Annotated in this window: 23 protein-coding genes and 1 tRNA gene; 18 read left to right on the top strand and 6 right to left on the bottom strand. The window is 71.0% G+C overall.

The window, feature by feature from the left end:
- Positions 1-147: 147 nt before the first annotated feature.
- The 9 genes from BO39_RS14185 to BO39_RS14145 all read left to right on the top strand — a co-directional run bounded on the left by BO39_RS14185 (position 148) and on the right by BO39_RS14145 (position 11569).
- Positions 148-930, top strand: a complete 783-nt coding sequence (locus tag BO39_RS14185) for a DUF3750 domain-containing protein (RefSeq protein ID WP_211257455.1) — start codon at positions 148-150, stop codon at positions 928-930.
- A 258-nt stretch (positions 931-1188) separates the two neighbouring features.
- Positions 1189-2031 (top strand): TetR/AcrR family transcriptional regulator, encoded by an 843-nt coding sequence (locus tag BO39_RS14180; protein WP_084698111.1) that lies wholly within the window; start codon positions 1189-1191, stop codon positions 2029-2031.
- Between the two features lie 516 nt (positions 2032-2547).
- On the top strand, positions 2548-5595 hold the full coding sequence (locus tag BO39_RS14175; protein WP_043834386.1) for a hypothetical protein: 3048 nt from the start codon (positions 2548-2550) through the stop codon (positions 5593-5595).
- Positions 5596-5827: 232 nt separating this feature from the next.
- Complete coding sequence (locus BO39_RS14170; protein ID WP_211257454.1) at positions 5828-6922, top strand: ABC transporter substrate-binding protein; 1095 nt, start codon at positions 5828-5830, stop codon at positions 6920-6922.
- Positions 6910-7704 (top strand): ABC transporter ATP-binding protein, encoded by a 795-nt coding sequence (locus BO39_RS14165; RefSeq protein WP_245615166.1) that lies wholly within the window; start codon positions 6910-6912, stop codon positions 7702-7704. The genes BO39_RS14170 and BO39_RS14165 overlap by 13 nt, the downstream gene beginning before the upstream one ends.
- Positions 7701-8492 carry an ABC transporter permease gene (locus BO39_RS14160; protein ID WP_043834382.1) on the top strand — a complete coding sequence of 264 codons (792 nt, stop codon included), beginning with the start codon at positions 7701-7703 and terminating at the stop codon, positions 8490-8492. The genes BO39_RS14165 and BO39_RS14160 overlap by 4 nt, the downstream gene beginning before the upstream one ends.
- Before the next feature lie 26 nt (positions 8493-8518).
- On the top strand, positions 8519-9496 hold the full coding sequence (locus tag BO39_RS14155; protein ID WP_043834379.1) for an isopenicillin N synthase family dioxygenase: 978 nt from the start codon (positions 8519-8521) through the stop codon (positions 9494-9496).
- Position 9497: 1 nt separating this feature from the next.
- Positions 9498-10535, top strand: coding sequence for a LacI family DNA-binding transcriptional regulator (locus tag BO39_RS14150; protein WP_043834375.1), 1038 nt, complete (start codon positions 9498-9500; stop codon positions 10533-10535).
- Positions 10535-11569: an adenosine deaminase gene (locus tag BO39_RS14145; protein ID WP_043834373.1), complete on the top strand. Its 1035-nt coding sequence runs from the start codon at positions 10535-10537 to the stop codon at positions 11567-11569. The genes BO39_RS14150 and BO39_RS14145 overlap by 1 nt, the downstream gene beginning before the upstream one ends.
- Positions 11570-11582: 13 nt before the next feature.
- On the opposite strand, the gene BO39_RS14140 is transcribed toward BO39_RS14145, so the two are convergent.
- Positions 11583-11659 (bottom strand) — tRNA-Arg (locus BO39_RS14140).
- Positions 11660-11745: 86 nt separating this feature from the next.
- Between BO39_RS14140 and BO39_RS14135 the strand changes: the two genes are divergently transcribed.
- Positions 11746-12693 (top strand): alpha/beta hydrolase, encoded by a 948-nt coding sequence (locus BO39_RS14135; protein WP_043834370.1) that lies wholly within the window; start codon positions 11746-11748, stop codon positions 12691-12693.
- 10 nt (positions 12694-12703) lie between these two features.
- Here BO39_RS14135 and pip read toward each other — a convergent pair whose 3' ends face one another.
- Complete coding sequence (gene pip, locus BO39_RS14130; protein ID WP_043834368.1) at positions 12704-13678, bottom strand: prolyl aminopeptidase; 975 nt, start codon at positions 13676-13678, stop codon at positions 12704-12706.
- A gap of 119 nt (positions 13679-13797) precedes the next feature.
- Here pip and BO39_RS14125 point away from each other — a divergent pair, with 119 nt between their 5' ends.
- The 3 genes from BO39_RS14125 to BO39_RS32610 all read left to right on the top strand — a co-directional run bounded on the left by BO39_RS14125 (position 13798) and on the right by BO39_RS32610 (position 15973).
- Positions 13798-14604, top strand: a complete 807-nt coding sequence (locus BO39_RS14125) for a hypothetical protein (protein WP_245615164.1) — start codon at positions 13798-13800, stop codon at positions 14602-14604.
- Between the two features lie 71 nt (positions 14605-14675).
- Positions 14676-15596: a metal ABC transporter solute-binding protein, Zn/Mn family gene (locus tag BO39_RS14120; RefSeq protein WP_084698110.1), complete on the top strand. Its 921-nt coding sequence runs from the start codon at positions 14676-14678 to the stop codon at positions 15594-15596.
- A 209-nt stretch (positions 15597-15805) separates the two neighbouring features.
- Positions 15806-15973: a hypothetical protein gene (locus tag BO39_RS32610; protein WP_156963687.1), complete on the top strand. Its 168-nt coding sequence runs from the start codon at positions 15806-15808 to the stop codon at positions 15971-15973.
- 9 nt (positions 15974-15982) lie between these two features.
- Here the strand turns inward: BO39_RS32610 and BO39_RS14115 are convergent, their stop codons facing one another.
- Both BO39_RS14115 and BO39_RS14110 read right to left on the bottom strand, forming a co-directional pair.
- Positions 15983-17029, bottom strand: a complete 1047-nt coding sequence (locus BO39_RS14115; protein WP_245615162.1) for an amino acid ABC transporter substrate-binding protein — start codon at positions 17027-17029, stop codon at positions 15983-15985.
- Between the two features lie 108 nt (positions 17030-17137).
- Positions 17138-17821 carry an SH3 domain-containing protein gene (locus BO39_RS14110; protein WP_043834363.1) on the bottom strand — a complete coding sequence of 228 codons (684 nt, stop codon included), beginning with the start codon at positions 17819-17821 and terminating at the stop codon, positions 17138-17140.
- Between the two features lie 156 nt (positions 17822-17977).
- Here BO39_RS14110 and BO39_RS14105 point away from each other — a divergent pair, with 156 nt between their 5' ends.
- Positions 17978-18556 (top strand): hypothetical protein, encoded by a 579-nt coding sequence (locus BO39_RS14105; protein WP_043834361.1) that lies wholly within the window; start codon positions 17978-17980, stop codon positions 18554-18556.
- Between the two features lie 52 nt (positions 18557-18608).
- Here the strand turns inward: BO39_RS14105 and BO39_RS14100 are convergent, their stop codons facing one another.
- Positions 18609-19814, bottom strand: a complete 1206-nt coding sequence (locus BO39_RS14100; protein ID WP_043834359.1) for a pyridoxal phosphate-dependent aminotransferase — start codon at positions 19812-19814, stop codon at positions 18609-18611.
- A gap of 102 nt (positions 19815-19916) precedes the next feature.
- Between BO39_RS14100 and BO39_RS14095 the strand changes: the two genes are divergently transcribed.
- The 4 genes from BO39_RS14095 to BO39_RS14080 all read left to right on the top strand — a co-directional run bounded on the left by BO39_RS14095 (position 19917) and on the right by BO39_RS14080 (position 22859).
- Entirely contained in the window at positions 19917-20282 is a 366-nt protein-coding gene (locus BO39_RS14095) for a DUF423 domain-containing protein (RefSeq protein WP_043834356.1), read from the top strand.
- A 4-nt stretch (positions 20283-20286) separates the two neighbouring features.
- The gene (locus BO39_RS14090) at positions 20287-21264 is read left to right on the top strand and encodes an SAM-dependent methyltransferase (protein WP_052402080.1); all 978 of its coding nucleotides are present in this window, start codon (positions 20287-20289) and stop codon (positions 21262-21264) included.
- Between the two features lie 98 nt (positions 21265-21362).
- Positions 21363-21854 (top strand): EF-hand domain-containing protein, encoded by a 492-nt coding sequence (locus tag BO39_RS14085; protein WP_043834354.1) that lies wholly within the window; start codon positions 21363-21365, stop codon positions 21852-21854.
- Between the two features lie 90 nt (positions 21855-21944).
- Positions 21945-22859 carry an NAD(P)-dependent oxidoreductase gene (locus BO39_RS14080; RefSeq protein WP_043834628.1) on the top strand — a complete coding sequence of 305 codons (915 nt, stop codon included), beginning with the start codon at positions 21945-21947 and terminating at the stop codon, positions 22857-22859.
- An 18-nt stretch (positions 22860-22877) separates the two neighbouring features.
- On the opposite strand, the gene BO39_RS14075 is transcribed toward BO39_RS14080, so the two are convergent.
- The gene (locus tag BO39_RS14075; protein WP_084698109.1) at positions 22878-23771 is read right to left on the bottom strand and encodes a YihY/virulence factor BrkB family protein; all 894 of its coding nucleotides are present in this window, start codon (positions 23769-23771) and stop codon (positions 22878-22880) included.
- Between the last annotated feature and the right edge of the window lie 25 nt (positions 23772-23796).

The raw sequence follows: 23796 nt of genomic DNA, 5'->3' as shown, positions 1-23796 counted from the left end.
TTGATGCCTCTTACTTAGGCGGGGAGGTCATCAACTTCAACCTTGCCGCCCCCGCGCCGGGGGTCGGCGGGCGCAGCCCTGACCGGCGCAGGCCGACCCGCTCCCGCGGTTGCGCGGGCGCGGACCCGCCCAGATATGCGGGAGGATATGACCATCCTGAAGACTGGCCTGCTGCTTTTCGCCCTTTTCTACCTCCTGCCGCTCGGGGTTTCCGCCGCCCGCTACGGGGCGGGCGGGGCGGCGCGCGACTGGTGGAGCGCCGACCGCTCCAGCGCCGGCCTGCTGCCGCCCGCTCGCAGCCCGGACGCGGTGGTTCGGGTCTTCGCGGCACCGACGGTGCGCTGGCGCGGCATCTTCGCGGTGCATTGCTGGATCGTCTTCAAGCCCGAGGGCGCGAACGCCTACACGCGCTACGACTATACCGCCTGGGGCGAGCCGATCCGCATGAACGGCTTCGAGCCGGACGGCCGCTGGTTCGGGAGCGTGCCGGAGGTGGTCTTCGCAGCCGACGGGGCTGCGGCGCAGGCGCTGATCCCGCGCATGCGCGAGGTCATCGCGGGCTACGCCTGGCGGAACCAGGGCGACTACCGCGCCTGGCCAGGGCCGAACTCGAACACCTTCGTGGCCGCAGTGATGAACGGGGTGCCCGGCATCCCCGTCAACCTGCCGCCGACGGCGATCGGCAAGGACTATCCCTATGACGGTCGCTGGCTGCGGGCCACGGCCTCCGGCACCGGGTTCAGCCTGACGTTCGGCGGCTATGCCGGCTTCACGCTCGGCTGGGTGGAGGGGCTGGAGGTGAACATCCTCGGCGCCGTTGCCGGGATCGACCTGCGGCGACCAGCCATCAAGCTCCCCGGGCTCGGGCGAATCGGGATGCGCGGACCGGACGGGTCGGGCACGCCTCCGGCAGTCGCCGCGATCCGCTAAGGAGAGGGTTCCTTCGCCGGGAGACGGCGAGGTGAAAAAGGCAGCTTTTCAGCGCCTTCAGCCCGGCTTTCGTGTCTCAGAACGTAAGCGATGTCGAAATTGTTACGGGCAACACGGAAAGTTGTAGAAGAACGGTTCAAGTTGCGAACGACCTGTGTTATCCGTGCATTATGTTCCGATTTCGACTTGAAATAGGCGTGCTCGGCAGCCGTACCCGCGCTCCGGCGGACGGCCTTGGCCATCCGGCGACCTGACCGGATGACGAGCGCCACATCCGCACCGCTGCGCCGCTCAGTCGGCGCGCCGCCAGGGCGTCGCGCGCATGGCGTGGCGCGCGAGCAATCGATCGTCGCCGCCGCGGCCGATCTCTTCGCCGAAACCGGGCTCGAGGCGACGACGCGCGACCTGGCTGCGCGCCTCGGCATCACGCAGCCGCTTCTCTACCGCTATTTCGAGAACAAGGAGGCGCTGATCGAGCGCGTCCTGGACGACGCCTTCGCCGGCGACTGGAAGCCGGAGTGGGGGGTGCTGCTGGACGACCGCGCGATCCCGCTCCGCGACCGCTTGGTCTCCTTCTACGTCGCCTATTCCGAGGAGGTGCTGACCTACCGGCGCGTCCGCCTCCTGATGTTCTCCGGCCTGAAGGGGCTCGCCCGTAGCAGGCAGGTGGTGGAGGCCCTGCGTGAGCAGGTGCTGACGCGCGTGCTGGCCGAGAGCCGCCATGCCTTCTCCCTTCCCGCTGCCGGTGCGGGCTGCGCGCGTGACCTGGAGACGGTCTGGAATCTGCACGACGCGGTCATCTCGCTCGCGATGCGGCGACACGTCTTTGGCCTGCTGGAGCCGGGCGACCTGCGCGCGGCCATTGTGGATAAGGTGGACGCCTTTCTCGAGGGTGCCCCGGCGCTGATGGCGCGGCACTCGACCAACGTTCCGGACGCTGCGGACGACGCCGCGAACTGGGCCGTGGAGAGCCTGACAACCGGAGGCTCGATTTGGGCAGGCCCCGCGTCCGCCGAGGCGCCGGCGATTGTTGTCACGGGCGAGCTGGGCGCGGCGATCCTGCAGAAGAGCGAGTCCTCCCGGCAGCGCCCCCTCGACTGACGATCCGCAGCGGAACGACTTACCGCCCGGGCGCTGTATGGCCCGAGGCGCCTTTATCGCCTTGTTTGGCTTTGCATGCTGGCTGGCCGCGGCTGGGTGGAACCCGGAGCGCCGGCTGATCCGCTCCTGCTCCGCGCTTCCAGAGTAACCATGGGCAGCCAAGGGCCATTTTCAGCCCTGGTCATTCAGCGGTTCACCCTACTGCTGGTTGTGTCACAGATGAACCGGAACCCTTCAACACGACAGTCCTGTGGCGCAACGGTTTCTTGTGGTCCTCTTATTCCTTGGGAAGAATACGCGACCATAATCTAAAATAAAACGGAAATTGCAATATTATATCACGTTCCCGCCATACTTCTGATTGGGCGTGGAAAGAGGGTTCTGAGGTCGGAAGTAAGAGTTACTGTCCCGTCGCGCCGAGATGTTGATCAAAATGATCAGCAAAGCGCCGCTGAAAAAACGGAATGTTCTACGATGCTGCCGTAGTTCATCCAAAGTCTCGGGCGGGAGAATTTGGTGTTCGACCGGAAAGATTCTGAGGATCCCGCCGCGCTGAACGCGGACGGTGACCTTGCGGAACTCGATCAGCCCTTCCTTGAGGAAGACATCGAGGCCGATGGCGATGCAAAGAGGGGCGAGGGCAAGCGCAAGCGGAAGAAGGCGCCGGGTTCGACGCGCCCGCGTACGAACTCGATCGAGGGGGCCCTGGCGGGGATCGGCGGCTCGGACCATCCGCGCTCAGCCGCGGCTTCCGATCATGCGGAGCAGGGCGCGCGCCAGGGATGGCTCGCCCAGGGTTCCGGACTTGGCGGGGTCACGCTCCTCGCGCCCCTGCTGGCGGGCGCGGAGCATGCCTGGGCGAATCCGGCGCTGGCAGATGAAGGCGACGGCGCACAGTCCTTGCTGCACCACGCCTGGTCGGGCAGCCTCACCGCCGTCCACGTCTTCGGGAGCGGCGGGGTGGCCACGCGGGCCCTCGACGCCGCACCCGCGGGGCCATCGCTCGCCTCCTCGGACCTCCTCGGCGCGCCGGCCGCGCTGCGCGCCGCCCAGCCGCTGACCGAGTTGGGAACTCCTGGGCACCTCCCTCTCGGTTCTCCGGAACTCTGGATTGCTCCGCCCGTGCAGCCCGCCCAGGCGGCCGCGACCGGCAGCGCCGCCGCACCGGCCCCGCCCGCGGTTCAGTCCGACCGCCAGGACGCCCTGCCCGAATCGGGGGCAGGCCAACCAGCGGCGGGGGGCGAGGCTGCGCGAGCGGAGGCGCGTCCTGCAGGCAGGGAGGCTGCCCCCGCGCCAGCCCCCGCTGCGGCTCAGCCAACCTCTGCGCCGGCAAGCGATAGCGGCAATTCCACCGGCAAGGGACCCGCCTTCCAGGCCCTGGCACCGTCGCTGGAGCACGCGACGATCTCGCATCCGGCGCAGGCAGCCGCATCCTCGCTGGACAAGGCCGCTTACGACCGGTCTTCGGCCGCCCCGTCCTGGAACTCCGCCGTGGTGGAGGTGCGGGAGCGGGCGCAGGCAAGCCAGGGCACGGCCGAGAGCGAAGTGGTGAAGGCGGCTGTGCAATCGGCATCCGTCACGGATCAGGGCGAGGCGCGGGTGGCGGCTCATCCGGCGGTGGAGGACCGGGGGCGGGAGGATGCCTCGCCGTCCGACAAGACCTCCTCGGACACCGGGTCGGGAACTTCCGCGTCCAGGTCCTCGAACGCATCGGCGGAGGTGGAGCAGGGGAACCGGGCAAACGGGAGCCAGGGTTCGAACGCGGCCAACGACCACGCGGGCCCCAAGGCTGGAAAGGCGGCGACGGTGCCCGAGGTCCTGTCGGTCGCCGACCACGCTGCGGCTGCCGACCCGGTCACGAAGGCGCCCGCGAGTAACGTGCCCTCAGCGGTGCCGACGCCAGCGTCATCGGTGCTCGATGCACTGCCCAAGGTCGATCACGGCGCGGCGGTCAGCCCGGTGACGAAGGCGCCGGTTGGCGCGCCCGCATCGGCGGTCCTTACCCCCGCGGCGGCGGTGTTGGATGCGCTGCCCGCGTCCGGCCACGGCGCGACCGCGAGCCCCACCACGGAGACGGCCGTGGGCCGCCCGGTTGCCGCCGTGTTGACGCCTGCGGCGGCGGTGTTGGATGCCTTGCCGGTCGCCGGCCACGGGGCGGCGCAGGCGAGCCCGGTCGTGAAGCCCGGCGCCAGCTCCTCGCCCGCGGCAACGGCGCCGGAAGCCCTGGCAGCGGTGGGCCACGGTCCGGCGCGGGCCGATCAGCCCGCGGTAGCGGTGGGTCAGGGTTCGTCCTCCACTGCCCTGCCGCCCGCGTCGAGCACGCCGACCGCGGCGGAGACCGCTCCGGCGCACGCGGTTCCAGTGGTGCCCGCGGCCGGCAACACAGCCTCTTCCGCCACCCCGCAGCGCCCGGTGCCCGTGGCGGATGCGCTCCCCACGGCCGCCCACGGCCATGCCGAGGGCGCGGCGGGCAACCCAGCCTCGGTCGTTCTGCCGCCAGCGGCGCCGCTGCTCGATGCGCTCCCCGTGGTCGCCCACCATCCCGCCGAGGGCGCGGCGGCTGGCAACCCGGCTTCGGTCGTTCTGCCGCCAGCGGCACCGCTGCTCGATGCGCTCCCCGTGGCCGCCCACCGTCCCGCTGAGGGTGCGGCGGCTGGCAACCCGGCTTCGGTCATTCAGCCGCCAGCGGCGCCGCTGCTCGATGCGCTCCCCGTGGTCGCCCACCGTCCCGCCGAGGGCCCGGCGGCTGGCAACCCGGCTTCGGTCATTCAGCCGCCAGCGGCGCCGTCGCTCAATGCGCTCCCCGTGGTCGCCCACGGTCCCGCCGAAGGTGCGGCGGCGGCTGGTAACCCGGCCTCGGTCATTCAGCCGCCAGCGGCGCCGCTGCTCAATGCGCTCCCCGTGGTCGCCCACGGTCCCGCCGAGGGTGCGGCGGCGGTTGGCAACCCGGCTTCGGTCGTTCTGCCGCCAGCGGCGCCGTTGCTTGACGCTCTCCCAGCGGCTGCTCACGGGCCAGCGCCGGTGGAACCGGCCGGGGCGGGGAAGGCCTCCTCCCCGGCCATCCTGCAGCCGTCGGTGCCGGTGCAGGACCTGCTCCCCGCCGATCACGGTCCGCCGCAGGCGAGCGGGGTGGCGAAGGCGGCGGCCGGTGGTTCCGGTTCCCCGCCAGCCGTCCCTCCGGCGGTGGTGCCGGAGGCGGAGGTGCTGCCCTCCGCCGGCCACGGACCAGCCCATGCCGGCCCGGTGGCGAAGGCGACCGACCCCGGCCTCGTCGTCTCCATCCTCGACCCCGGCCTGATGATCCCGTCTGCCCAACCCGGGGGAGGCGAGGCTGGACGCGCGGCCGGCGCGGTGGACCTCGCCGCTCAACGCCCCGTGGGGGAAGCCCTGTCGGATCATCCGGGGGCGCCTCACCCGGTTCAGGCCGGGAAAGGCGCGGAGGTGCCACTCGTGTTCCTCGCGAGCGATCCCGCGCCCGCGCACGACCGGCTCGCCTCCACGCCACTCCAGGACGAAGGGACGCACGGCCTGTCGCAGGCGCCGGCCCATGACTGGCATCTGTAAGAAGGGGGAACCGCGTCCGGTTCGCCTCGCCAACCACTTGCCCGAGGCGATGTAAGGGGCAGCAGCGGCTGCCCGGCTCGGACTTGCGGTGGCCGCGCGGGCATGGCCGGCATGGCGCGCAGGGGCGTGCCTCCCCCGCTTCCACCAGGGCGCGCGAACTGGCACATGTCTTGCTGAAAGCGCTTTCAGATCGCGCCCACCCGCCCTGATGGCCCCATCGTTCGGAGCACCCATGGATCGTCGCTCACTTTGCCTGTCCGGCCTCTCGCTGGCGGGCCTGTCGCTCGCGACGGCTCGCCCGGCACGCGCGATGAACAGGCCGCTGCAGAAGGTCCGCATTGCCGTCAGCACCACCGTGCTGAACGTCGGTTATCCGATGCTGACCCTGCCGCTGACCCTCGGCTACTGGAGGGAGGAGGGCTACGACGTCGAACTGATGCCGGTGGGGGCCTCGCTCCAGTCCATCCAGCAGATGGTCGGCGGCAATGCCGAGTTCGGCGAGGTCAACGCGAGCGTCATCGTCCAGGCGAATTCCAAGAACGACCTTCCCGTGCGCATCGCGATGGGCAACGGCGTCATCGACTGGTCCGTGGCGGTGAACGCGGACGGGCCGATTCAGTCGGCGAAGGACCTGAAGGGCAAGACGATCGGCGTCTTCAGCCTCGCCACGGGCGGCATTGCCTATTTCAACAGCTTCCTGCGCAGCAATGGTCTGGACCCCGCCAAGGACGTGGAAATGATTCCGCTCGGCCTCGGTGCGCCGCCGATCGAGGCGATGCGCTCCGGCCGGGTGCAGGGCCTGCTCTACTGGGCGGCCGCCGTCGCCTCCTTCGAGAACGCCGGCCTGAAGCTGCGCAAGCTGATCGGCGAGGACTGGCGCGGGTACCCGGACTACACGCTGGCCGTCATGCAGAGCACGGTGGATAGGAACCCGGACATGGTCACGGGCATCGCCCGCGGCATGGCCAAGGCGACCGTCTACGCGCTGGCCAACCCGGATTGCGCGCGCCAGCTGCACTGGGACCGCTACCCCGCCACCAAGCCCACCGGCGCCGACGCGGCGACGCTGGTGCGCTGGGACCTCAATACCCAGCAGGCCCAGCTCGACAGCATGAAGGACGCCTTCACGCTCAACGGCGGCAAGCTCTGGGGCAATGCGGACCCGGCCGTCTATGACCGCCTGGTCCGCTTCATGGTAGAGAACAAGCAGATCGATAAGCCCGTCAGCGCGGCGTCCATGATGGTGCGGATCCCCGACTATTTCGAGAAGATCAACCGCTTCGATGTCGCCGCCGTGCAGGCTGCTGCCGCGGCGTGCAAGTCCTGATGGCGGAGGGCGCCTTCCTTCGCATCAGCCAGGTCGCCAAGACCTACGCCGCCAAGGACGGCAGCAGCGTCCAGGCTCTGACCGCGATCGACCTCGACATCCGCGAGGGCGAGTTCGTCACGGTCGTCGGGCCCAGCGGCTGCGGCAAGAGCACGTTGCTGAAGATCCTCGCGGGGCTGCTGCCGCGCTCCGCGGGGGAGGTGACGATCCAGGGGCGGCCGCTCGCTGGGCCGAACCCCGCGCTCGGCGTGGTGTTCCAGGCCCCGGTGCTGCTGCCCTGGCTCACGATCCTGGAGAACGTGATGCTGCCGGCCAAGGTGCAGAAGCTCGATCCTGCCCTCGCCCGCGCGAGGGCGCGAGAACTCCTGTCGATGGCCGAGCTCGACGGCTTCGAGAACCGGTATCCCTCCGAGCTCTCTGGCGGGATGCAGCAGCGCGCCGGCATCTGCCGGGCGCTTGTGCACGACCCGTCCATCCTGCTCATGGACGAACCATTCGGGGCGCTGGACGCGATGACGCGCGAGACCATGAACGAGGAACTGCAGCGCATCTGGAGCGAGAAGCGAAAGACCGTGCTGCTCGTCACCCACAGCATCCCCGAGGCGATCTACCTGGCCGACCGCATCGTCGTCATGGCGCCGCGCCCCGGCCATATCGTGGAGGTGGTGGAGGTGGACCTGCCGCGCCCGCGCACCCTGGACATGCAGAACACGCCGGAATTCGGCCGCTACGTGCGCCGCCTGCGCGCGCATTTCCGCGCCGGCGGGATGGTCGCGGCATGACGCGCGGGCGATCCCTGACCGCCGGGCCGGTGCTGCCCGTGCTGATGGCCGTGCTCGTCTTCGGCGGGTGGGAGGCGGCGGTGCACCTGCTTTCCATCTCCAAGATCGTCCTCCCGCCCCCCTCGGCCATCGTGGTGGCGCTGTGGGAGGCCGTGGGCTCCGCTGAGTTTCACTGGCATCTGCTGATCACGCTCTGGGAGATCGTTGCCGGCTTTGCGCTCGGCTCCCTCGGTGGATTGGCGTTGGGCTTCATCGTCGCGCTCTCGCCCTTGGCCGAGCGCCTCGTTTATCCCTACATCGTGGCCTTCCAGACCCTGCCGAAGGTGGCGGTGGCGCCGATCATCGTCATCTGGTTCGGCTACGGTCTCAGCTCCAAGATCATCATCACCGCGACCATCGCCTTCTTCCCGCTGCTGGCGAACACGATCATGGGGCTGCGCGCGGCGCCCGCGGACCAGATCGAGATGCTCGTCTCCTGCACGGCCACGCGCTGGCAGGTGTTCCGCATGGTCCGGATGATGGCGGCGCTGCCTTACATCTTCGTGGGGCTGGACGTGGCCATCGTTCTCTCGGTCATCGGCGCCATCGTCGGCGAGTTCGTCGGCGCCAAGGCCGGCCTCGGCTTCCTGCTGATGCAGAAGAACTTCAACTTCGACATGGCCGGCACCTTCGCCATCCTTGTCGTGCTCTCGCTGATCGGTGTCGTGCTGCACGCCATCGTCCAGGCGGTGCAGCGCCGCGTCATCTTCTGGATGGACACGGCCGGCGACCGGCCCGTCTCCCTTTGATCCCCGCTCCCGCCGGAGAAACAGCCATGTCCACCGCTCCCCGTGCCGCCACCGCCGAGGAGGTCCCCGTCCTCGACCTCACCGCCCTGAACGAGGGCGGCGACCTCGGCCCGCTCGCGGCGCAGCTGCGCCAGGCCTGCCTGTCCACGGGCTTCTTCTACGTGCGCAACCACGGCATCCCGCAGGACGTGTTCGATGGCGTGTTCGACGCCACCAAGCGCTACTTCGACCTTCCGGCGGAGCAGCGGCTTGGGCACCGCATGGATGACCGCTTCCGCCGCGGCTTCATGCCGCAGGGCATCAACCAGCACCCCGGCTTCGCGCCCGACCTCAAGGAGAGCTACGAGATCGGCGTGGACCTGCCGCTCGACCATCCCTCGGTCGCGGCTGGGTTGCCGCTGCACGGTCCCAACCGTTGGCCCGCCGAATGCCCGTGGCTGAAGGAAGCCTCGGAGGCCTATTTCGAGGCCGCGAAGGCGCTCGGCCTGCGCCTTACGCGCGTCTTCGCCGTCAGCCTCGACATGCCGCCCGAGCACTTCCTGCAGTGGTGCACGAATCCCGTCGTGCAGATGCGCCTCTTCCACTACCCGCCGCAGCCGCCGGTGACGGACGAGAACGCCTTCGGCGTCGCGCCGCACTCCGACTACGGCATGATCACCCTTCTCTCCCAGGATCCGATTGGCGGGCTGGAGCTGCAGAAGCGCGACGGCGAATGGGTCAGCGCGCCCTTCATCCCCGGCACGCTGGTCGTCAACCTCGGCGACCTGTTCCAGCGCTGGACCAACGACCTCTACCGCTCGAACCTGCACCGCGTGGTGAACCGGACGGGGAAGGAGCGCTTCTCCATCCCGATGTTCTTCAACCTCGACTACGACGCGCCGGTCGCCTGCCTGCCGACCTGCCAGTCTCCGGAGAACCCGCCGAAATACGAGCCGATCAGCTCCGGCGACTACCTGCTCAGCCGTTTCCGCACGGTGCAGAAGTACCGCGACGCCGCGGCCTGAGGTGTCCGCGCCCACGAAGATCACGGTGCGGGAGGTCGCTTCCGCCGCCGGGGTCTCGATCGCCACCGTCTCCCGCGTGCTGAACCAGCCAGGCTTGGTCCAGCAGAGCAAGCGGGAGGCGGTGCAGCGGGCGATGGTGGCGCTGGACTACATCCCCAACCGGCAGGCGCGGTCGCTGATGTCGCAGCGGACGGGCAGCATCGGCCTGCTGGTGCCGACCATCGCCAATCCGCTCTTCGCTCCGGTGATCGCCGCGATCGAGCGGGTGCTGGATGCGGCGGGCTACGCGCTGCTCATCCACTGCACGCGGCGCGACCCGGCCCGGCAGCACCAGCAGGTGCGGCACCTGGTGGAGCGCGGGGTGGACGGGCTCATCCTCACCGGCACGGCCATCGGGCCGGAGCTTGAGGCGCTGCTGCTTCGCACGAGCACTCCCGCGGTGGTGCAGGACTCCCTGCTGTTGCCGCCCGGCGCCCCGGCTGTCGCCTTCGACAACGCGGGCGCCATGGCTGTCGCGGTGCGGCACCTGCACAGCCAGGGCCACCGGGCGATCGCCCTGCTCTCCGGCCCGCTGCACAACACCCCGGCCGTGGCGGAGCGCTTCGCCGGGGCGGAGCAGGAAATCCGCGCGCTCGGCCTCGACCTCCCGGAAGCCTGGCGCGTGCTGACCGAGGATTACGACAATACCGCCGTGCGCGACGGCGCAGCCCGGCTGCTCTCCTGCGCGGAGCGCCCGACCGCGGTGGCCTGCACGGGCGATATCCTGGCCCTCGGCCTTGTCGCGGAGTGCCAGCGCCGCGGCCTCCTCGTGCCGCGGGACCTGTCCGTCATCGGCTGCGGCGACACCGACCTCGGCCGCTACGTGGAGCCGCCCCTGACCACGGTGCACATGCCCTGGGAGCGGATGGGCGAGGCCGCGGTCGAGGGTCTGCTCGCCCTTATCGAGGGGCGCCCGACCGCACCGCTCACCGTACTGCCGCACGAACTGATCGAGCGGCATTCCGTCCAGCCGCCGACCCCCTTCGCGAGAGTTCCCTGATGTTCGACGCCCCGATCTCGCCCTTCATCGCCGCGCTTCCGAAGGCCGAGCTGCACATGCACCTGGAGGGTTCGCTGGAGCCCGAGACGATCTTCCGCCTCGCGGATCGTAACGGGCTGCGCATTCCCTATGCCAGCACCGACGAGCTGCGAGCGGCCTACAGCTTCACGGACCTGCAGTCCTTCCTCGACCTCTTCTATCTCGGCCTCACGGTGCTCCAGACCGGTGAGGACTTCTACGAGATGACCAAGGCCTATCTCGACCGCGCCGCGCAGGACCGGGTGCGGCACGCCGAGGTGTTCATCAGCCCCCAGGCGCATCTTCGCCGCGGCATCGCGCTGGGCGACGTGATCGACAACATTCTGCGAGCTTTCGACGACGCGGCGCGCGAGCACGGTATGACCGGCGGCCTCATCGCGGGCATCCAGCGCCAGTTTGACGAGGACGATGCCCTGTCCATGCTCCGCGAACTCCGGCCCTGGCGGGACCGGATCATCGGCCTGGGCACGGGCGGGCCGGAGAAGGGGAACCGCCCCGCCAAGTTCCGCCGGGCCTATGCCCATGCGCGGGAGGAACTCGGCTGGCGCACGACCATTCATGCCGGGGAGGAGGGCGGCGCCGACTTCGTCTGCGAGGCCATCGACGAGCTGAAGGTGGACCGCATCGACCACGGCGTGCGCTGCGAGGCGGACCCAAACCTCGTGCGCCGCCTGGCCGATACGGGGATGCCGCTGACGGTCTGCCCCTGCTCGAACGTGATGCTCCGCGTTTTCCCGGATATGAAGGCGCACAACATCCGGCGGCTGCACGAGGCGGGGCTCTGCCTGACCGTGAACTCGGACGACCCCTCGTATTTCGGCGGTTACGTGAACGAGAACTTTGCCGCCATTCAGCGGGCGCTGGGCTTCTCGGACGAGGATCTCTGGGGCTTCGCGCGAAACAGCTTCCTCAGCGCCTTCATGCCCGAGGCGGACCGGCAGCGGCACCTGAAGGAACTCGACCGCCACCGGCCCGCAGAAAGCGGCCCGTCCTGAAGGCGGGAGGAGGTGGTGTCCCCGGCGGGATTCGAACCCACGGCCCCGGGATTAGGAATCCCGTGCTCTATCCTGCTGAGCTACGGAGACACGCCCGCGTAGCCTAGCGTCACGGCGACGCCCGGGAAAGGGCCGGGCTCTTGAACCCCCCGCCAAACCGGCCCTCACTCCGCCTCATGCCGCAAGATCCCCGCCTCGACCCTGAGATGGCCGCCTTCACCGAGATGATGGCCGGCCGCGCCGCCCTTCCCCCGCAGCGGTTGGAACGGCCGCTGGACGCCACCCGCGCCGAGAACGAGGCGCTCAATCTCACGTTGTCCAACCCCGAGCCCGCCATGGCCGAGAGCTCGGATCGCTGGCTGCCGGTCCGCGGCCGCCGGCTGCTCTGCCGGCTGCACCGCCCGAGCGACGCCGAGCCGCTGCCGGTGCTCGTGCATCTTCACGGCGGCGGCTGGGTCTGGGGCAGCATCGACACGCATGATCCGCTGGTCCGCAGCCTCGCCGCCGGCTCGGGCTGTGCCGTTATCGCCCCCGACTATGCGCTGAGCCCCGAGGCCGCCTTTCCGCAGGCGCTGGAGGAGGTCGCGGCGGTCGTCCGCTGGGTGGCGGCCCACGGCGCCGAATGGGGCCTCGACCCCTCCCGCATCGTTCTCGGGGGTGATTCGGCCGGCGCCAACCTTGCGCTCGGCGCCGCGCTCCTGCTGCGGCAATCCGATCCCGGGCTCCGCCTGCGCGGCCTGCTGCTGGATTACGGCGTCTTCGACGACCGCATGGCCACGCCGAGCTACGCCGAGTTCGCCGATGGCTACGGGCTGACGGCGGAGCGGATGCGCTTCTTCTGGGACTGCTACGCGCCTAACCCCGCCGACCGCCTCTCACCCTATGCCGCGCCGATCCGGGCCGACCTCCGGGGCCTTCCGCCTTGCCGCGTGCAGATCGCCGAGTTGGACGTGCTCTCGGACGAGAACCGCGCCATGGCCCGCGCCCTGCGCGAGGCTGGCGTCACGGTGGAGGAGGAGACCTTCCCCGGCACGCTGCACGGCTTTCTCCGCGCGCGGGACCACGTGGCCGCCGCCCGCCGGGCGATCGCGGCCGGCGCCGGCTGGCTCGCCCGCACGGCCTGAAGCCCCGCACTCAGCGCCGCCGGAAGCGCTCCACGGCCGAAACGAGCGCGGTCCGCACGCCGGGCTCCAGCGCGGAGTGCCCGGCATCGGGCACCACCGTCAGCCGCGCCATTGGCCAGGCCTCGGCGAGCTCGAAGGCGGAGGTGGGCGGGCAGACCATGTCGTAGCGGCCCTGGACGATCTCCGCGCCGACATGCGCCAGCCGGTGCATCCCGGCGAGGAGGCCCTCGGGCGGCAGGAAGAGGTTATGCGCGAAGTAGTGCGCCTCGATCCGCGCGAGGCCGAGGGCGGAGCGGTCCTGCGCGAAGGAGGCGACCGTCTCGGGGCTCGGCAGGAGGGTGCTGCACAGCCCCTCGTAATTGCTCCAGGCCCGGGCGGCCGCCATGTGGACGGCAGGATCGGGATCCGTCAGGCGCCGCAGATAGGCGCCGAGGAGGTCGCCCCGCTCCGCCGGCGGCACGTGCTCGGCGAAGGCGGCCCAGGCATCGGGGAAGACGCGCTTCAGGCCGTAGAGGAACCACTCCACCTCGTCGTCCCGGCCGAGGAAGACGCCGCGCAGCACGCAGCCCGCCACCCGCTCCGGATGCGCCTGCGCGTAGGCAAGGGCGAGGGTGGAGCCCCAGGAACCGCCGAAGAGCAGCCAGCGCTCGATCCCGAGGAAGCGCCGGAGCGTCTCGATGTCGCTGACGAGGTGCGGCGTCGTGTTCTCCCGCAACTCGCCCAGGGGGCGGGAGCGGCCGGCGCCGCGCTGGTCGAAGATCACCACGCGCCAGTGGAGCGGGTCGAAGAAGCGGCGATGCACCGCGCCCGCCCCCGCGCCCGGCCCACCATGGAGAAAGAGCACGGGCTGCCCGCGCGGGTTGCCCACCTGCTCCCAGTACATGACGTGGGACGGCCCGCCGGGCGTGCCCTCGCCGGAATGGGAGAGCGGCAGCAAACCGGTCTCGTAGGGCGCAATATCGGGGAAAAGGTCGCCGCGCGGCATGGCGCCCTGTTTGCCAGGGCGGGCGGCACCGGCGCAACAGGGCGGCGAGATCAACGCCGTCGTTTTCCGCCCGTTAAAACCCCTTCGCTTGGGCGCTTCGGACGCCTACTTAGGAAGCGATGAACCGTCCAACCCCTGGCCCGTTCCATGCCGCGCGCAACGGCCCGCAGCCCGGGCCCCGCCCCGGTAACCTGCGCGCGGCCGAGGTGCGCTGCGCTGTCTGCGGCACGACCAGCCGCCAGACCCGTTTCCGCGCCATGCCGCCCGAGAGCGCACCGGACCTGGATCTGCGGCCCGGAGAGCCGCTGCGCAGCACCATGGCCTCCTGGCTGCAGCAGTGCCCCCATTGCGGCTACGTCGCGCCCGAGATCGCCCATGCCCATCCGGCGGCAGTCGAGGCGGTGGGCACCGCGCCTTTCCGCGCGCTGATCGCCGATACCAGCCATCCCCCGCTCTCCCGCCGCTTCCTCGCCTATGCCTATGTGCTGGAGGAAACAGGCGCCCTGCACGCGGCGGCCGAGGCCACGCTCCAGGCCGCCTGGGCGGCGGATGACGCGCGCAAGCCGGATCTCGCCCGCGCCTGGCGAGGGGACGCCGTGGCCCTCTGGCGCGCCGGCCCGCCGCTCGACGCCGAGCAGACGATCCGCGTGGTGGATGCCCTCCGCCGCGCCGAAGCCTTTGAGGACGCCGGCACCACGGCCGAGCAGCTCGCGGCCAGCCATCCGCCGGACGCCGTGGCAGGCGTCATCGCGCTCGAGCAGCGGCTGATCGCGCTGGAGGATTCCGGGCGGCATACCGTCGCCAGCGCCCTGCCGCCGCCCTCCCGGCGGCCACATGTCAGCCACGGCAGCATCGCGCGCCGAGGGGCCACCCCTGGTGGGGGCCTCTGGGACCGCCTTCGCGGGTTGTTCCGCCGCAAGCGCTGAGGCGCGGGTTGGACGCGCGGCGTTTTCCGCTATATGGTGATGTTATGTTATAACGTATGAATGAGATTCCCATGCAGCGCCGCGCCTTTCTCACCGCCGCCCTCGCCATTCCCGCCATCCGTCGAGCGGCAGCCCAGGCCGCGCTGCCGGCCGTCGCGAGCTTCTCCATCCTGGGCGACCTCGTCCGGCAGGTAGCGGGGGAACGACGGCTGGCCCTCACGATCCTCGTCGGCCCCGACGCGGACGCGCACGATTTCCAGCCACGGCCCTCCGATGCCGAGCGGCTTCGCGGTGCCGCCCTGCTGGTCCGCAACGGCCTCGGCTTCGACGACTGGCTGCGCCGGCTCACGGGCGCCGCGGGCTTCGGCGGCACCTCCGTCACCGCCAGCGACGGCGTCACGCCCCGCCCGGCGGGGGAGGAGCGCCGCCACGACCACGGCGCGCGCCGTGACGCCGGGCCGTCCCGCGATCCCCATGCCTGGGGAGACCCGCGCAACATCCCTCTCTATCTCCGCAACATCGTGTCCGGCCTCTCCGCCGCCGATCCCGGCAATGCCGCCCTCTATGCCCGCAACGCCGAGGCCGCCTCCGCCCGCTCCCTCGCACTCGACGCCGAGTGCCGCGCCGCCTTCGCCGCGGTCCCGGAGGCCCGGCGGAAGGTTCTCACCAGTCACGATGCCTTTGGTTATTTCGGTGCGGCCTACGGCATCCGCTTCCTCGCGCCCCAGGGCGTGAGCACCCATGCCGAGCCCTCCGCCGCCGGGGTTGCCGCCCTCATCCGCCAGGTGCGGGCGGAGGGGATCACGGCCGTCTTCCTCGAGAACATGGCCAATCCCGCGACGCTGGAACGGCTGGCACGGGAAGCGGGCGTGCGGGTCGGCGGCCGGCTCTACTCGGACTCGCTATCGCCGCCCGACGGCCCCGCGCCGACCTACGAGGCCCTTATCCGGCACAATACCGGGCTGCTGGTGCCGGCCATGCGGGGCGCCTGACACGCCGCCTCCGCCCCACGTGAAGCGGAGGCGCCCTTTCGCTCCGGCAAGACAGGCCCAGGTCAGTGCCCGGAAACGGGAGCCTCTCCAATGCCGATCATCGCCTCCTTCGCCCTGTCGCTGACGGGCCTTAGCATCGGGATCCCGCTCGGCACCGCCCTCGCCGCCGGCATCCTTCTCGGCCGCCGCGCGCTTGGGGGGATGCGCTGATGCTCCCCAACCCCTTCCGCCCCTTCCGCAGCGCACTGCTCGGCCTTCACGCCGCGGGTGTGGTGGCGACCCATGTGATGGCCGGCGCCGTGCTCGGCGCGCTCGGCGTCGCCGCCGTCGCGGGGATGCTGGGCAAGCGGATGGCCGAGACAAAGAGCCAGCGCTAAGCCGGAGCCTCAGCGGATCGGCGGCGCGTAGAGGATCCCGCCGCGGCTCCAGAGGTCGTTCACCCCGCGCCTGAGGCCTACTGGCGTGTTCACGCCGAGATGCCGCTCGAAGATCTCGCCGTAGTTCCCGACGGCGCGGATGGCGTTGAGGGCCCAGCGGCGGTCGAGGCCGATCGAGGGGCCGAAATCGCCGGTCACGCCCAGCAGGCGTCGGATGTCGGGGTTCGGGCTTTCGAGCATCGGCTCCGCGTTGGCGGCGGTGACGCCCAACTCCTCCGCGAGGATGAGGGCGTACACCGTCCAGCGCATGATGTCGTACCACTGCGGGTCGCCCTTCCGCACGGCGGGGGCGAGCGGTTCCTTGCTGATGATGTCGGGCAGAATCACGTGGTCGTCCGGCCGGTCGAGGGCGCTGCGGAAGCCCGCAAGTTGGCTCGCATCCAGCGTGTAGCTGTCGCAGCGGCCGGCGGCGTAGGCCTTGCGCGTGTCCTCGTTGCTCTCGAAGACCAGCGGGTGGATCGAGAGGCGGTTGGTGCGCGCCCAGTCCGCCAGGTTCAGCTCGTTGGTGGAACCGGCAGTGACGCAGATGGTGGCGCCGCCGAGCTGCGCCGCCCGCTCCACCCCCGCCGCGTGGCGGATAATGAAGCCCTGGCCGTCATGGAAGATGATCGGGCCGAATTGCAGGCCGGAACCGGCCTCCCGCGCCATGGTCCAGGTGAAGGTGCGGGCGACGATATCGACCTGCCCGGACTGGAGCGCGGGGATGCGGGACTGGCTCGTGAGCACCGTGAAGCGCACCTTCGCGGGATCGCCGAGGGTCGCCGCCGCGATGGCGCGGCAGATGTCGGGGTCCATGCCGCGGTGCTCGCCCCGGCTGTCCGGCACGCCGAAGCCGGGCGAGCCAGGGTTGGCGCCGCAATCGAGGATGCCCTTCGCGCGGATGCCCGCGAGGGTTGGGCCGGGCAGGACCTGCGCGCTCGCGAGCATGGGCAGGCCCATCGCCGCGGCGAGCGCCGCCACGAACCATCGCAGCCGCCGGGTTCCGCTCATCGCCATGACGCCAGAGCCTCCTTCGCGGTGCCCGCGCACCGTCTCACCCAGGGCGTGAAGCAAGGCAGGGGCCAGCGGTGCAGGCCACCGAGCACGTTCGGAACCCGTCGGCTCCTACGGCCTGCCGAACAGCCGGCTACCATGGACCCAGCCGCTAGGGCCGGAGGCGTCGCCCACCTGGTACCAGCCGCCCGGTGCGGTCCCGTAGATCGTGACGCTGGTGCCGGCCCGCAGGACGCCGATGAAGGCCCCGCGCCCATTGGGACTGCTTCGCAGGCTACCGGGCAGGCGTGCCGTCACGGTGTCGCCCCGGCTGGCGCCGTCGGCCGAGGACGGTGGCGGTGGGGCCGGACGCTCCTGCCGGGTTTCCTGCTGCCGGAGATTCCCCTCGCCAGGGACCGGTGCTGGCGGGCCGGCGCCGCGGGGCGGCGGACCTCCTCCCTCGCGGCAGCGGCTCGCGGTCTCGGACGTGACGCGGGCGGCGCCCTCGCCAGTCGTGGCGAGGATCGGCGTGACGGTGGCGCCCTCGCTCTCCTCGTCCCGGTAGGTGACGACCACGATGAAGGGCGTGAGGGGACCGGATGCGGCCCCGATCCTCACCCCTCCACAAACCGCCACCGCACGCGGCGTGCCCTGCCGGAAGGCCGCGACGTTCCGGAAGCTCACCGGGCCGCTCACCAGCTCCCTGATCGTGTCCTCGGCCACGCGCTGGGCCGCCGCCCGCCGATCCGCCGGGCCCTCGGCCCTGCTGCCGGTGCTGCCGAGGAGCAGCAGGCTCGCCAGTAACCAATGACGCATCGCTTCCTCCCCAAGAAAGATCGACCTCTGTAAAGCCGATCATGCGGCGGTTGGCGAACCCGGCCCGCGTCGAGCCCTCATCGCGGTCGTCGGGGCGGCGGGTTGGCGCGGTCCCCCGCCCTGGGGCATCACTCGGCATCACGGAGGAGGCGGACGATGCAGGGAAGGCCAAGAGCGAGGTTCCCTGAGGGCGGCCTGCTGGCTGCCATGCTTGGGGAGCACGCCCCGGTCGAGGCCCGGCGTGCGGCGCGGCGCCTGCGCGCCGAGGGAGCGCCGGCGGCGGCGATCGACGACAGCATCGCGGAACTGGCGCGGGGGCTGGCTCTCTCCGAGGTGTCGCGCTCGCCCGCCGTGCTGGACGCTCTGCCGCCGCTGTTCTGGCTCGAAGCGCGACCGGAGGGCGCCTCCGGCAGCGGCGGGATAGGCGGCTGGGTCGTGGAGAGGAAGCAGGGCGGGCTCGCCATCCGGGGCTTCAGCATCGCGGCCGGGCCTGAGGCCGTGCCGGAACCGGAGGGAACCGCGACGCTGCCGTTCGGCGCGGACGCGCAGGAGGAGGACGCGATCCGGCACGTGAGGGGGCTGGTCACCGCCATCAGCCTGCCCGGGGTGTTGGCGGAGATCGGGGAGAGTTCTCCCGTGGTGGTCATGCCGGCCGACCCGTCCGAGGGGGAAGCAGGCCTCCTGCGCGGCTTCAGGTTATCCGTGGTGATGTCGTCGGACGCGGCGCCGACGTGAGCCCCACCCGGCGTCGGCGATCGGCGACCCGGGTTCGGGGCCGTTACACGCGCTATCGGTTCAATCCGCGGCAGAACTCCTGGATGCGCGCGCAGCCCTCCCGCAGGGTCTCGGTATCGAGCGCGTAGGAGATCCGCAGGTGCGGGCTCATGCCATAGGCGGCGCCCTGCACCGTGCCAACCTTCGCCTCCTCAAGCAGCGCCATGGCGAGGTCCGCATCGTTGGCGATCAGTCGTCCGCCGCGGCTCGTGCGGCCGATGAGGCCTGAGACGTCGGGGAAGAGGTAGAAGGCGCCTTCCGGCCGGTGGCAGCGAATGCCCGGCGCCGCGTTCAGCATCTCTACCGCCACATCCCGGCGGCGGCGGAATGACTCCGTCCGCTCCGCCACGAGGCCCTGCGGCCCGTCCAGCGCGGCGGCAGCGGCGGCCTGGCTGATGGCGGAGGCGCCGCTGGTCGATTGGCCCTGCATGTTCGTCATGCCCTGGATCAGCGCGCGCGGCCCGCCGCAATAGCCGATCCGCCACCCCGTCATCGCGTAGGTCTTGGAGACGCCGTTCACGGTCAGGGTGCGCTCGCGCAGCGCCGGCTCCACCTCGGCGATCGTGCAGAAGGCGCCGCCGTCGTAGAGGAGGTGCTCGTACATGTCGTCCGTCAGCACCATGACGTGCGGATGGCGCAGGATGACGTCGGCGAGCGCCCGCATCTCGGCGCGGGAGCAGGCGGCGCCCGTCGGGTTGTTCGGGAAGTTCAGCATCACCCAGCGCGTCCGGGGCGTGATCGCGGCCTCCAGGTCCTCCGGGCGGAGCTTGAAGCCGTTCCCCTGCGGGCAATCCACCGGCACGGCCACGCCCCCTGCCAGCACGGCCATGTCGGCGTAGCTGATCCAGAAGGGGCGGGGGATCACCACCTCGTCTCCCGGGTTCAGGGTCGCCATCATCGCGTTGTAGAGAACCTGCTTGCCGCCGTTGCAGACGAGGATCTCGTCGGCCGCGTAGTCCAGCCCGTTCTCCCGGCTGAACTTCCGCCGGATCGCCTCCTTCAGCGCGGGCGTGCCGGCGATGGGCGGGTATTTCGTCTGGCCTTCGAGCGCAGCGCGGTGCGCCGCCTCGATCGCGTGGTCGGGCGTGGGAAAGTCCGGCTGCCCCTGGGAGAGGCCGATCACGCGCTCACCCGTCACGGCCAGCTCGCGCGCGCGCTGCGTCATCGTGGCGGAGGCCGAGGGGGCGACCCCGTCCAGGCGGCTCGCGAGCGTGATCATCGGGGAAGGGGCCTCCTTGCGGGAGGGCGCATAGGAATCCGCCGGCCCGCCCTGCGCAAGCCGCGGCTCCCCGCCAGCCCCCGCCTCTGCTAACCCCACCCCATGTCGCGCATCCTGATCGCGGCCGGCGCCCTCGCCGGCCTGCTCGCCGTCGCCCTCTCGGCCTGGGCCGCCCACGGGCTCGCGCTCGACCCCGCCCGCACGCGGATGATCGACAACGCCCTCACCCAGCAGGGCTGGCACGCGCTGGCGCTGATCGCGGCCGGCATCCTCGCGGATCGCTGGGGCGGCTGGGCGACGGGCGGGGCGGGGATCGCCTTCCTTCTTGGGATGATCCTCTTCTGCGGCGCCGTGTGGAACGTGGCGCTCACCGGGCGCAGCCTCGGCGGCGTCGCGCCGACAGGGGGGATGCTGCTCATGCTCGGCTGGCTCCTCCTCGCCGTCGCCGCCCTGCTGCACCGGCCCTGAACACGTGACGACTGAGCGCGTGATCCGCGCGGCCTACCTCGCCGCGGAGGGTTTCGAGGCAGAGCTGGCCGAGGACCTCCGCCGCGCCGGTCGCCGTATCGGGGGCTGGCACGGCCCGCTCGCCCTCTCGCCGGACCCGCCGGCCGAGGGGTCGGCCGCGGTCCCCTGGTCCCTCGATACCTGGACGGCGCCGCGGGAGGTCGAGGTGCCCTCGATCAAGCTCGCGGCCAATGCGCTCCGCGCTATCCAGCGTAACTGGGCGCTGCTGGACGTGGCGCACCACCGCCGCGCCGCCCTCATCCAGGACGCGCTGGCGCCGCTGCGGCCGAAGCCGATCGTCTTCCCCCAGCCGCGGCCGACCTCGCATCTCGGGGCCTGGACGCTGCTGGCGCCCGACCGGCTGCTGGCGAGCCCTACGAAGACGAGCCCCTTCGTCAACGGTGCCCCCGTCTTCGCCGAGGACCGGGAGGGGCCGCCGAGCCGCGCCTATCTCAAGCTTTGGGAAGCCCTGACCCGCCTCGGCCGCTGGCCCGCGCCCGGCGAGACCTGCCTCGACCTCGGCGCCGTGCCCGGCGGCTGGAGCTGGGCGCTGGCGCAACTGGGCGCGCAGGTCACGGCCGTGGACAAGGCGGAGATGGACCCCGGGGTCGCCGCCCTGCCCAACGTGACGGTGCGGCGGGAGAGCGCCTTCGGGCTCGATCCCTATTCCGTCGATTGGCTTTTCTCGGACATCATCTGCTACCCCGCGCGCCTGCTGGGCCTCGTGCGCCGCTGGATGGAGGCGGGGGCGGCGCGGAACATCGTCGTGACGATCAAGTTCCAGGCCGAGACCGACCACGAGACCGCGGCGGCCTTCGCAGCCATCCCAGGCGGGGTGCTCTTCCACGGCGCCCACAACAAGCACGAGCTGATGTTCGCCTGGCCGAGCGACAGAGACGGAGAGATGCTGTCTCAGAAAAGCGACGACGGCAACAAATCGTAAGGAATCGGCTACGGTTGGCAGTCTAAAAAAAGACGCTCCGCGCGGCGGGGCCGCGCCCGACTCGACGGGTGCGCCACCTCCAGCAAGGGAACCGTGTCGTGCAGGTCTCATCGGCCACCGGCGCGCAAGCGGCGGACATGGTCAGGCAGCTGCGGGAAAGAAGCTTTTCCCGCGCTGACAGGGACGGCAATGGAGGGCTGAGCCTGGCGGAGTTCGCCGCCATGTCGCCGGGGAAGCCCGGCGCGAGGGTGTCCGATCCCGCGAAGGTGAAGGAGGCTGCAAGCTTCTCGGCGGCGGCCTTCGCCCGGGTGGACGCCAACGGAGACGGCCTGATCACCCAGGCGGAAATGGAAGCCGTCCAGCCGGGCGCCCCGGTGACGTCCCCCGCTCTTTCCTCCGCCACCATGTCCGCGCTGCTCTCGGGGCAGGAAGCCCTGGGCAGCCGCGATGGCGACCATGCTGTCGCCCCGAAAGACGGGAACACCATCGCCGGCCCGGCCGAACCAACGGCCAGGCTGGTGGAAGCACTGGATAAATACCTCTCGTTCAGTGCGGGCCAGCCCTCCGCCGGCAATCCGGCGGGTGGCTGATGCAGCGGGGCGGCAAAACGCCGCCCTCCCGTTGGAGGGTCCCCCGGCCCCGGCTACCATCGGGCCGAGTTCACGATGGAGATCCGCTGCATGCGCGCCTGTTTCGTCGATGCCGGGGGCGCCCTGGCGGAGGTCATGGAGCGTCTCCACCGCCCGGCCGACATGCCCGTCACCGTCAACCGGAACCCGGACATCAAGCCGGACGGGCTGCCGGCCGTGCTCGCCGGGCACGACATCGCCATTATCGACCACACGCACCTGCCGACCGGGATCGCGAAGGCGATCCCCGGGCTGAAGCACGTCGTCTTCCTGGGCACAGGCGCGCGCAGCTACATGAACCCCGAGGAACTGGAGGCCGAGTGCGGCATCCAGGTCCACATCATCAAGGGCTACGGCGACACCGCCGTGGCGGAGATGGCCTTCGCGCTCATGTGGGCCTCGGCCAAGGGGCTGGCGGGGATGGACCGCGGCATCCGTGCCGGCGGCTGGCCCCGTACGGACGGGATCGAACTGACCCGCAAGACCGTGGGCCTCATCGGCTTCGGCGGCATCGGGGCGGAGATGGCCCGGCTCTGCAACGGGGCGGGGCTGCGCGTTCTCGCCTGGAACCGCACGCCGCGGGAGGCGAAGGGGGTGGAGTTCACCTCCCTCGACACCCTCCTGGCCGAGAGCCACGTCGTCTCGATGCACCTCCTGCTGAACGACGAGACGCGCGGGTTTCTCTCGGAGGAGCTGATCGCGAAGATGCGGCCGGGCGCGGTCTTCGTGAACACCGCCCGCGGGGCGCTCACGGACGAGGCCGCGCTGGCCCGCGCGGCGGAGAGCGGCGCCATCCGCCTCGCGCTCGACGTTTATGCCGAGGAGCCGCTGCCGGCCGGGCACACGCTCTCGAAGGTGGAGAACGCCACGCTTTCGGCCCACTCCGCCTTCCGTACGCCGGAGGCGAGCGACAATCTAATTGAAGCGGCGCTGGAGCACTGCCGGCGGATTGCGCGGGAGGGGTAAGGGAAGCGGCGGCGCCCTTCAGGGCGCGTCGGCGCCGATCGGCACGGTGGCGCTCCGGAGCGGGAGCGCGCCGCGCCAGCCGCCCTCCCGTGCCGCCCAGGCGCGGGTGAACTCCGCCCCCAGCAGGAAGACCTGCGCGGAGTAGTAGACCCAGATGAGCACCACGACGAGCGCCCCGGCGGCGCCGTAGCTCTCGGCCATGCCGCTGCCGCCGATGTACCAGCCGATCACGGTCTTACCGACGGTGAAGAGGAACGACGTGATCAGGGCCCCCACCGCCACGTCCCGCCAAGTGAGGTGCCGGTCCGGCAGGATCTTGTAGATCGCCCCGAACAGCACCGCGACGAGCCCAACGCTGACGAAGAAGTTCACGACCTTCAGCAGGATCTCGAGCACGGGCAGGAAGCCAGTGATCCAGCCGCCGAAGGCCGAGAGCACGGCGCTGACGAGAAGGGAGACGAGCAGCAGGAATCCGGTGGCCCCGACAAGCCCGATGGAGAGCGCCCGCGCCCGGACGAGCGCGCCGACCGAAACCGGCTTCGCCTCCGCCTGCCAGATGACGTTCAGCGCCCCCTGCAGCTCCGCGAAGACACCGGAGGCGGTGATAAGGAGGATGCCGGTTCCGATGAGGGCCGCGATGCCCTTGCTGCCCGCATCGTTCGAGCTGCCCTTCATCATCGCTTCGATGGCCTGGCCGCCCTGAACCCCGACGAGGCCGGTGAGCTGGCCCGAGACCGCCTCGCTCACCGTGTCGCGTCCGAAGAAGAAGCCGGCGATCGCGACGGAGACGACGAGCAGGGGCGCGATCGAGAAGAGGGTATAGCAGGCGATCGCCGCCCCTCGCGTCATGGCCTCGTGCTCCACGAAACCCGAGACGGCGTCTTTGATCAGCTTCCAGGCCCTACCGAACATGCACCCGTCCTGCGCTTGCCTGCGC

Origin of the sequence: Roseomonas aerilata DSM 19363, from assembly GCF_000711725.1 — a bacterium.
GTDB classification, from domain to species: Bacteria; Pseudomonadota; Alphaproteobacteria; order Acetobacterales; family Acetobacteraceae; genus Roseomonas; species Roseomonas aerilata.
The sequence above is the reverse complement of the archived record's forward strand: the minus strand, read 5'-3'. Positions and strand labels throughout refer to the sequence as shown.

Coding starts and splice junctions, on each gene's coding strand:
- BO39_RS14185 (WP_211257455.1), top strand. CDS start 148: ATGACCATCCTGAAGACTGGCCTGCTGCTTTTCGCCCTTTTCTACCTC.
- BO39_RS14125 (WP_245615164.1), top strand. CDS start 13,798: ATGAACCGTCCAACCCCTGGCCCGTTCCATGCCGCGCGCAACGGCCCG.
- BO39_RS14145 (WP_043834373.1), top strand. CDS start 10,535: ATGTTCGACGCCCCGATCTCGCCCTTCATCGCCGCGCTTCCGAAGGCC.
- BO39_RS14155 (WP_043834379.1), top strand. CDS start 8,519: ATGTCCACCGCTCCCCGTGCCGCCACCGCCGAGGAGGTCCCCGTCCTC.
- BO39_RS14110 (WP_043834363.1), bottom strand. CDS start 17,821: ATGCGTCATTGGTTACTGGCGAGCCTGCTGCTCCTCGGCAGCACCGGC.
- BO39_RS14120 (WP_084698110.1), top strand. CDS start 14,676: ATGCAGCGCCGCGCCTTTCTCACCGCCGCCCTCGCCATTCCCGCCATC.
- BO39_RS14170 (WP_211257454.1), top strand. CDS start 5,828: ATGGATCGTCGCTCACTTTGCCTGTCCGGCCTCTCGCTGGCGGGCCTG.
- BO39_RS32610 (WP_156963687.1), top strand. CDS start 15,806: ATGCTCCCCAACCCCTTCCGCCCCTTCCGCAGCGCACTGCTCGGCCTT.
- BO39_RS14180 (WP_084698111.1), top strand. CDS start 1,189: ATGACGAGCGCCACATCCGCACCGCTGCGCCGCTCAGTCGGCGCGCCG.
- BO39_RS14160 (WP_043834382.1), top strand. CDS start 7,701: ATGACGCGCGGGCGATCCCTGACCGCCGGGCCGGTGCTGCCCGTGCTG.
- BO39_RS14095 (WP_043834356.1), top strand. CDS start 19,917: ATGTCGCGCATCCTGATCGCGGCCGGCGCCCTCGCCGGCCTGCTCGCC.
- pip (WP_043834368.1), bottom strand. CDS start 13,678: ATGCCGCGCGGCGACCTTTTCCCCGATATTGCGCCCTACGAGACCGGT.
- BO39_RS14100 (WP_043834359.1), bottom strand. CDS start 19,814: ATGATCACGCTCGCGAGCCGCCTGGACGGGGTCGCCCCCTCGGCCTCC.
- BO39_RS14105 (WP_043834361.1), top strand. CDS start 17,978: ATGCAGGGAAGGCCAAGAGCGAGGTTCCCTGAGGGCGGCCTGCTGGCT.
- BO39_RS14115 (WP_245615162.1), bottom strand. CDS start 17,029: ATGGCGATGAGCGGAACCCGGCGGCTGCGATGGTTCGTGGCGGCGCTC.
- BO39_RS14080 (WP_043834628.1), top strand. CDS start 21,945: ATGCGCGCCTGTTTCGTCGATGCCGGGGGCGCCCTGGCGGAGGTCATG.
- BO39_RS14075 (WP_084698109.1), bottom strand. CDS start 23,771: ATGTTCGGTAGGGCCTGGAAGCTGATCAAAGACGCCGTCTCGGGTTTC.
- BO39_RS14135 (WP_043834370.1), top strand. CDS start 11,746: ATGCCGCAAGATCCCCGCCTCGACCCTGAGATGGCCGCCTTCACCGAG.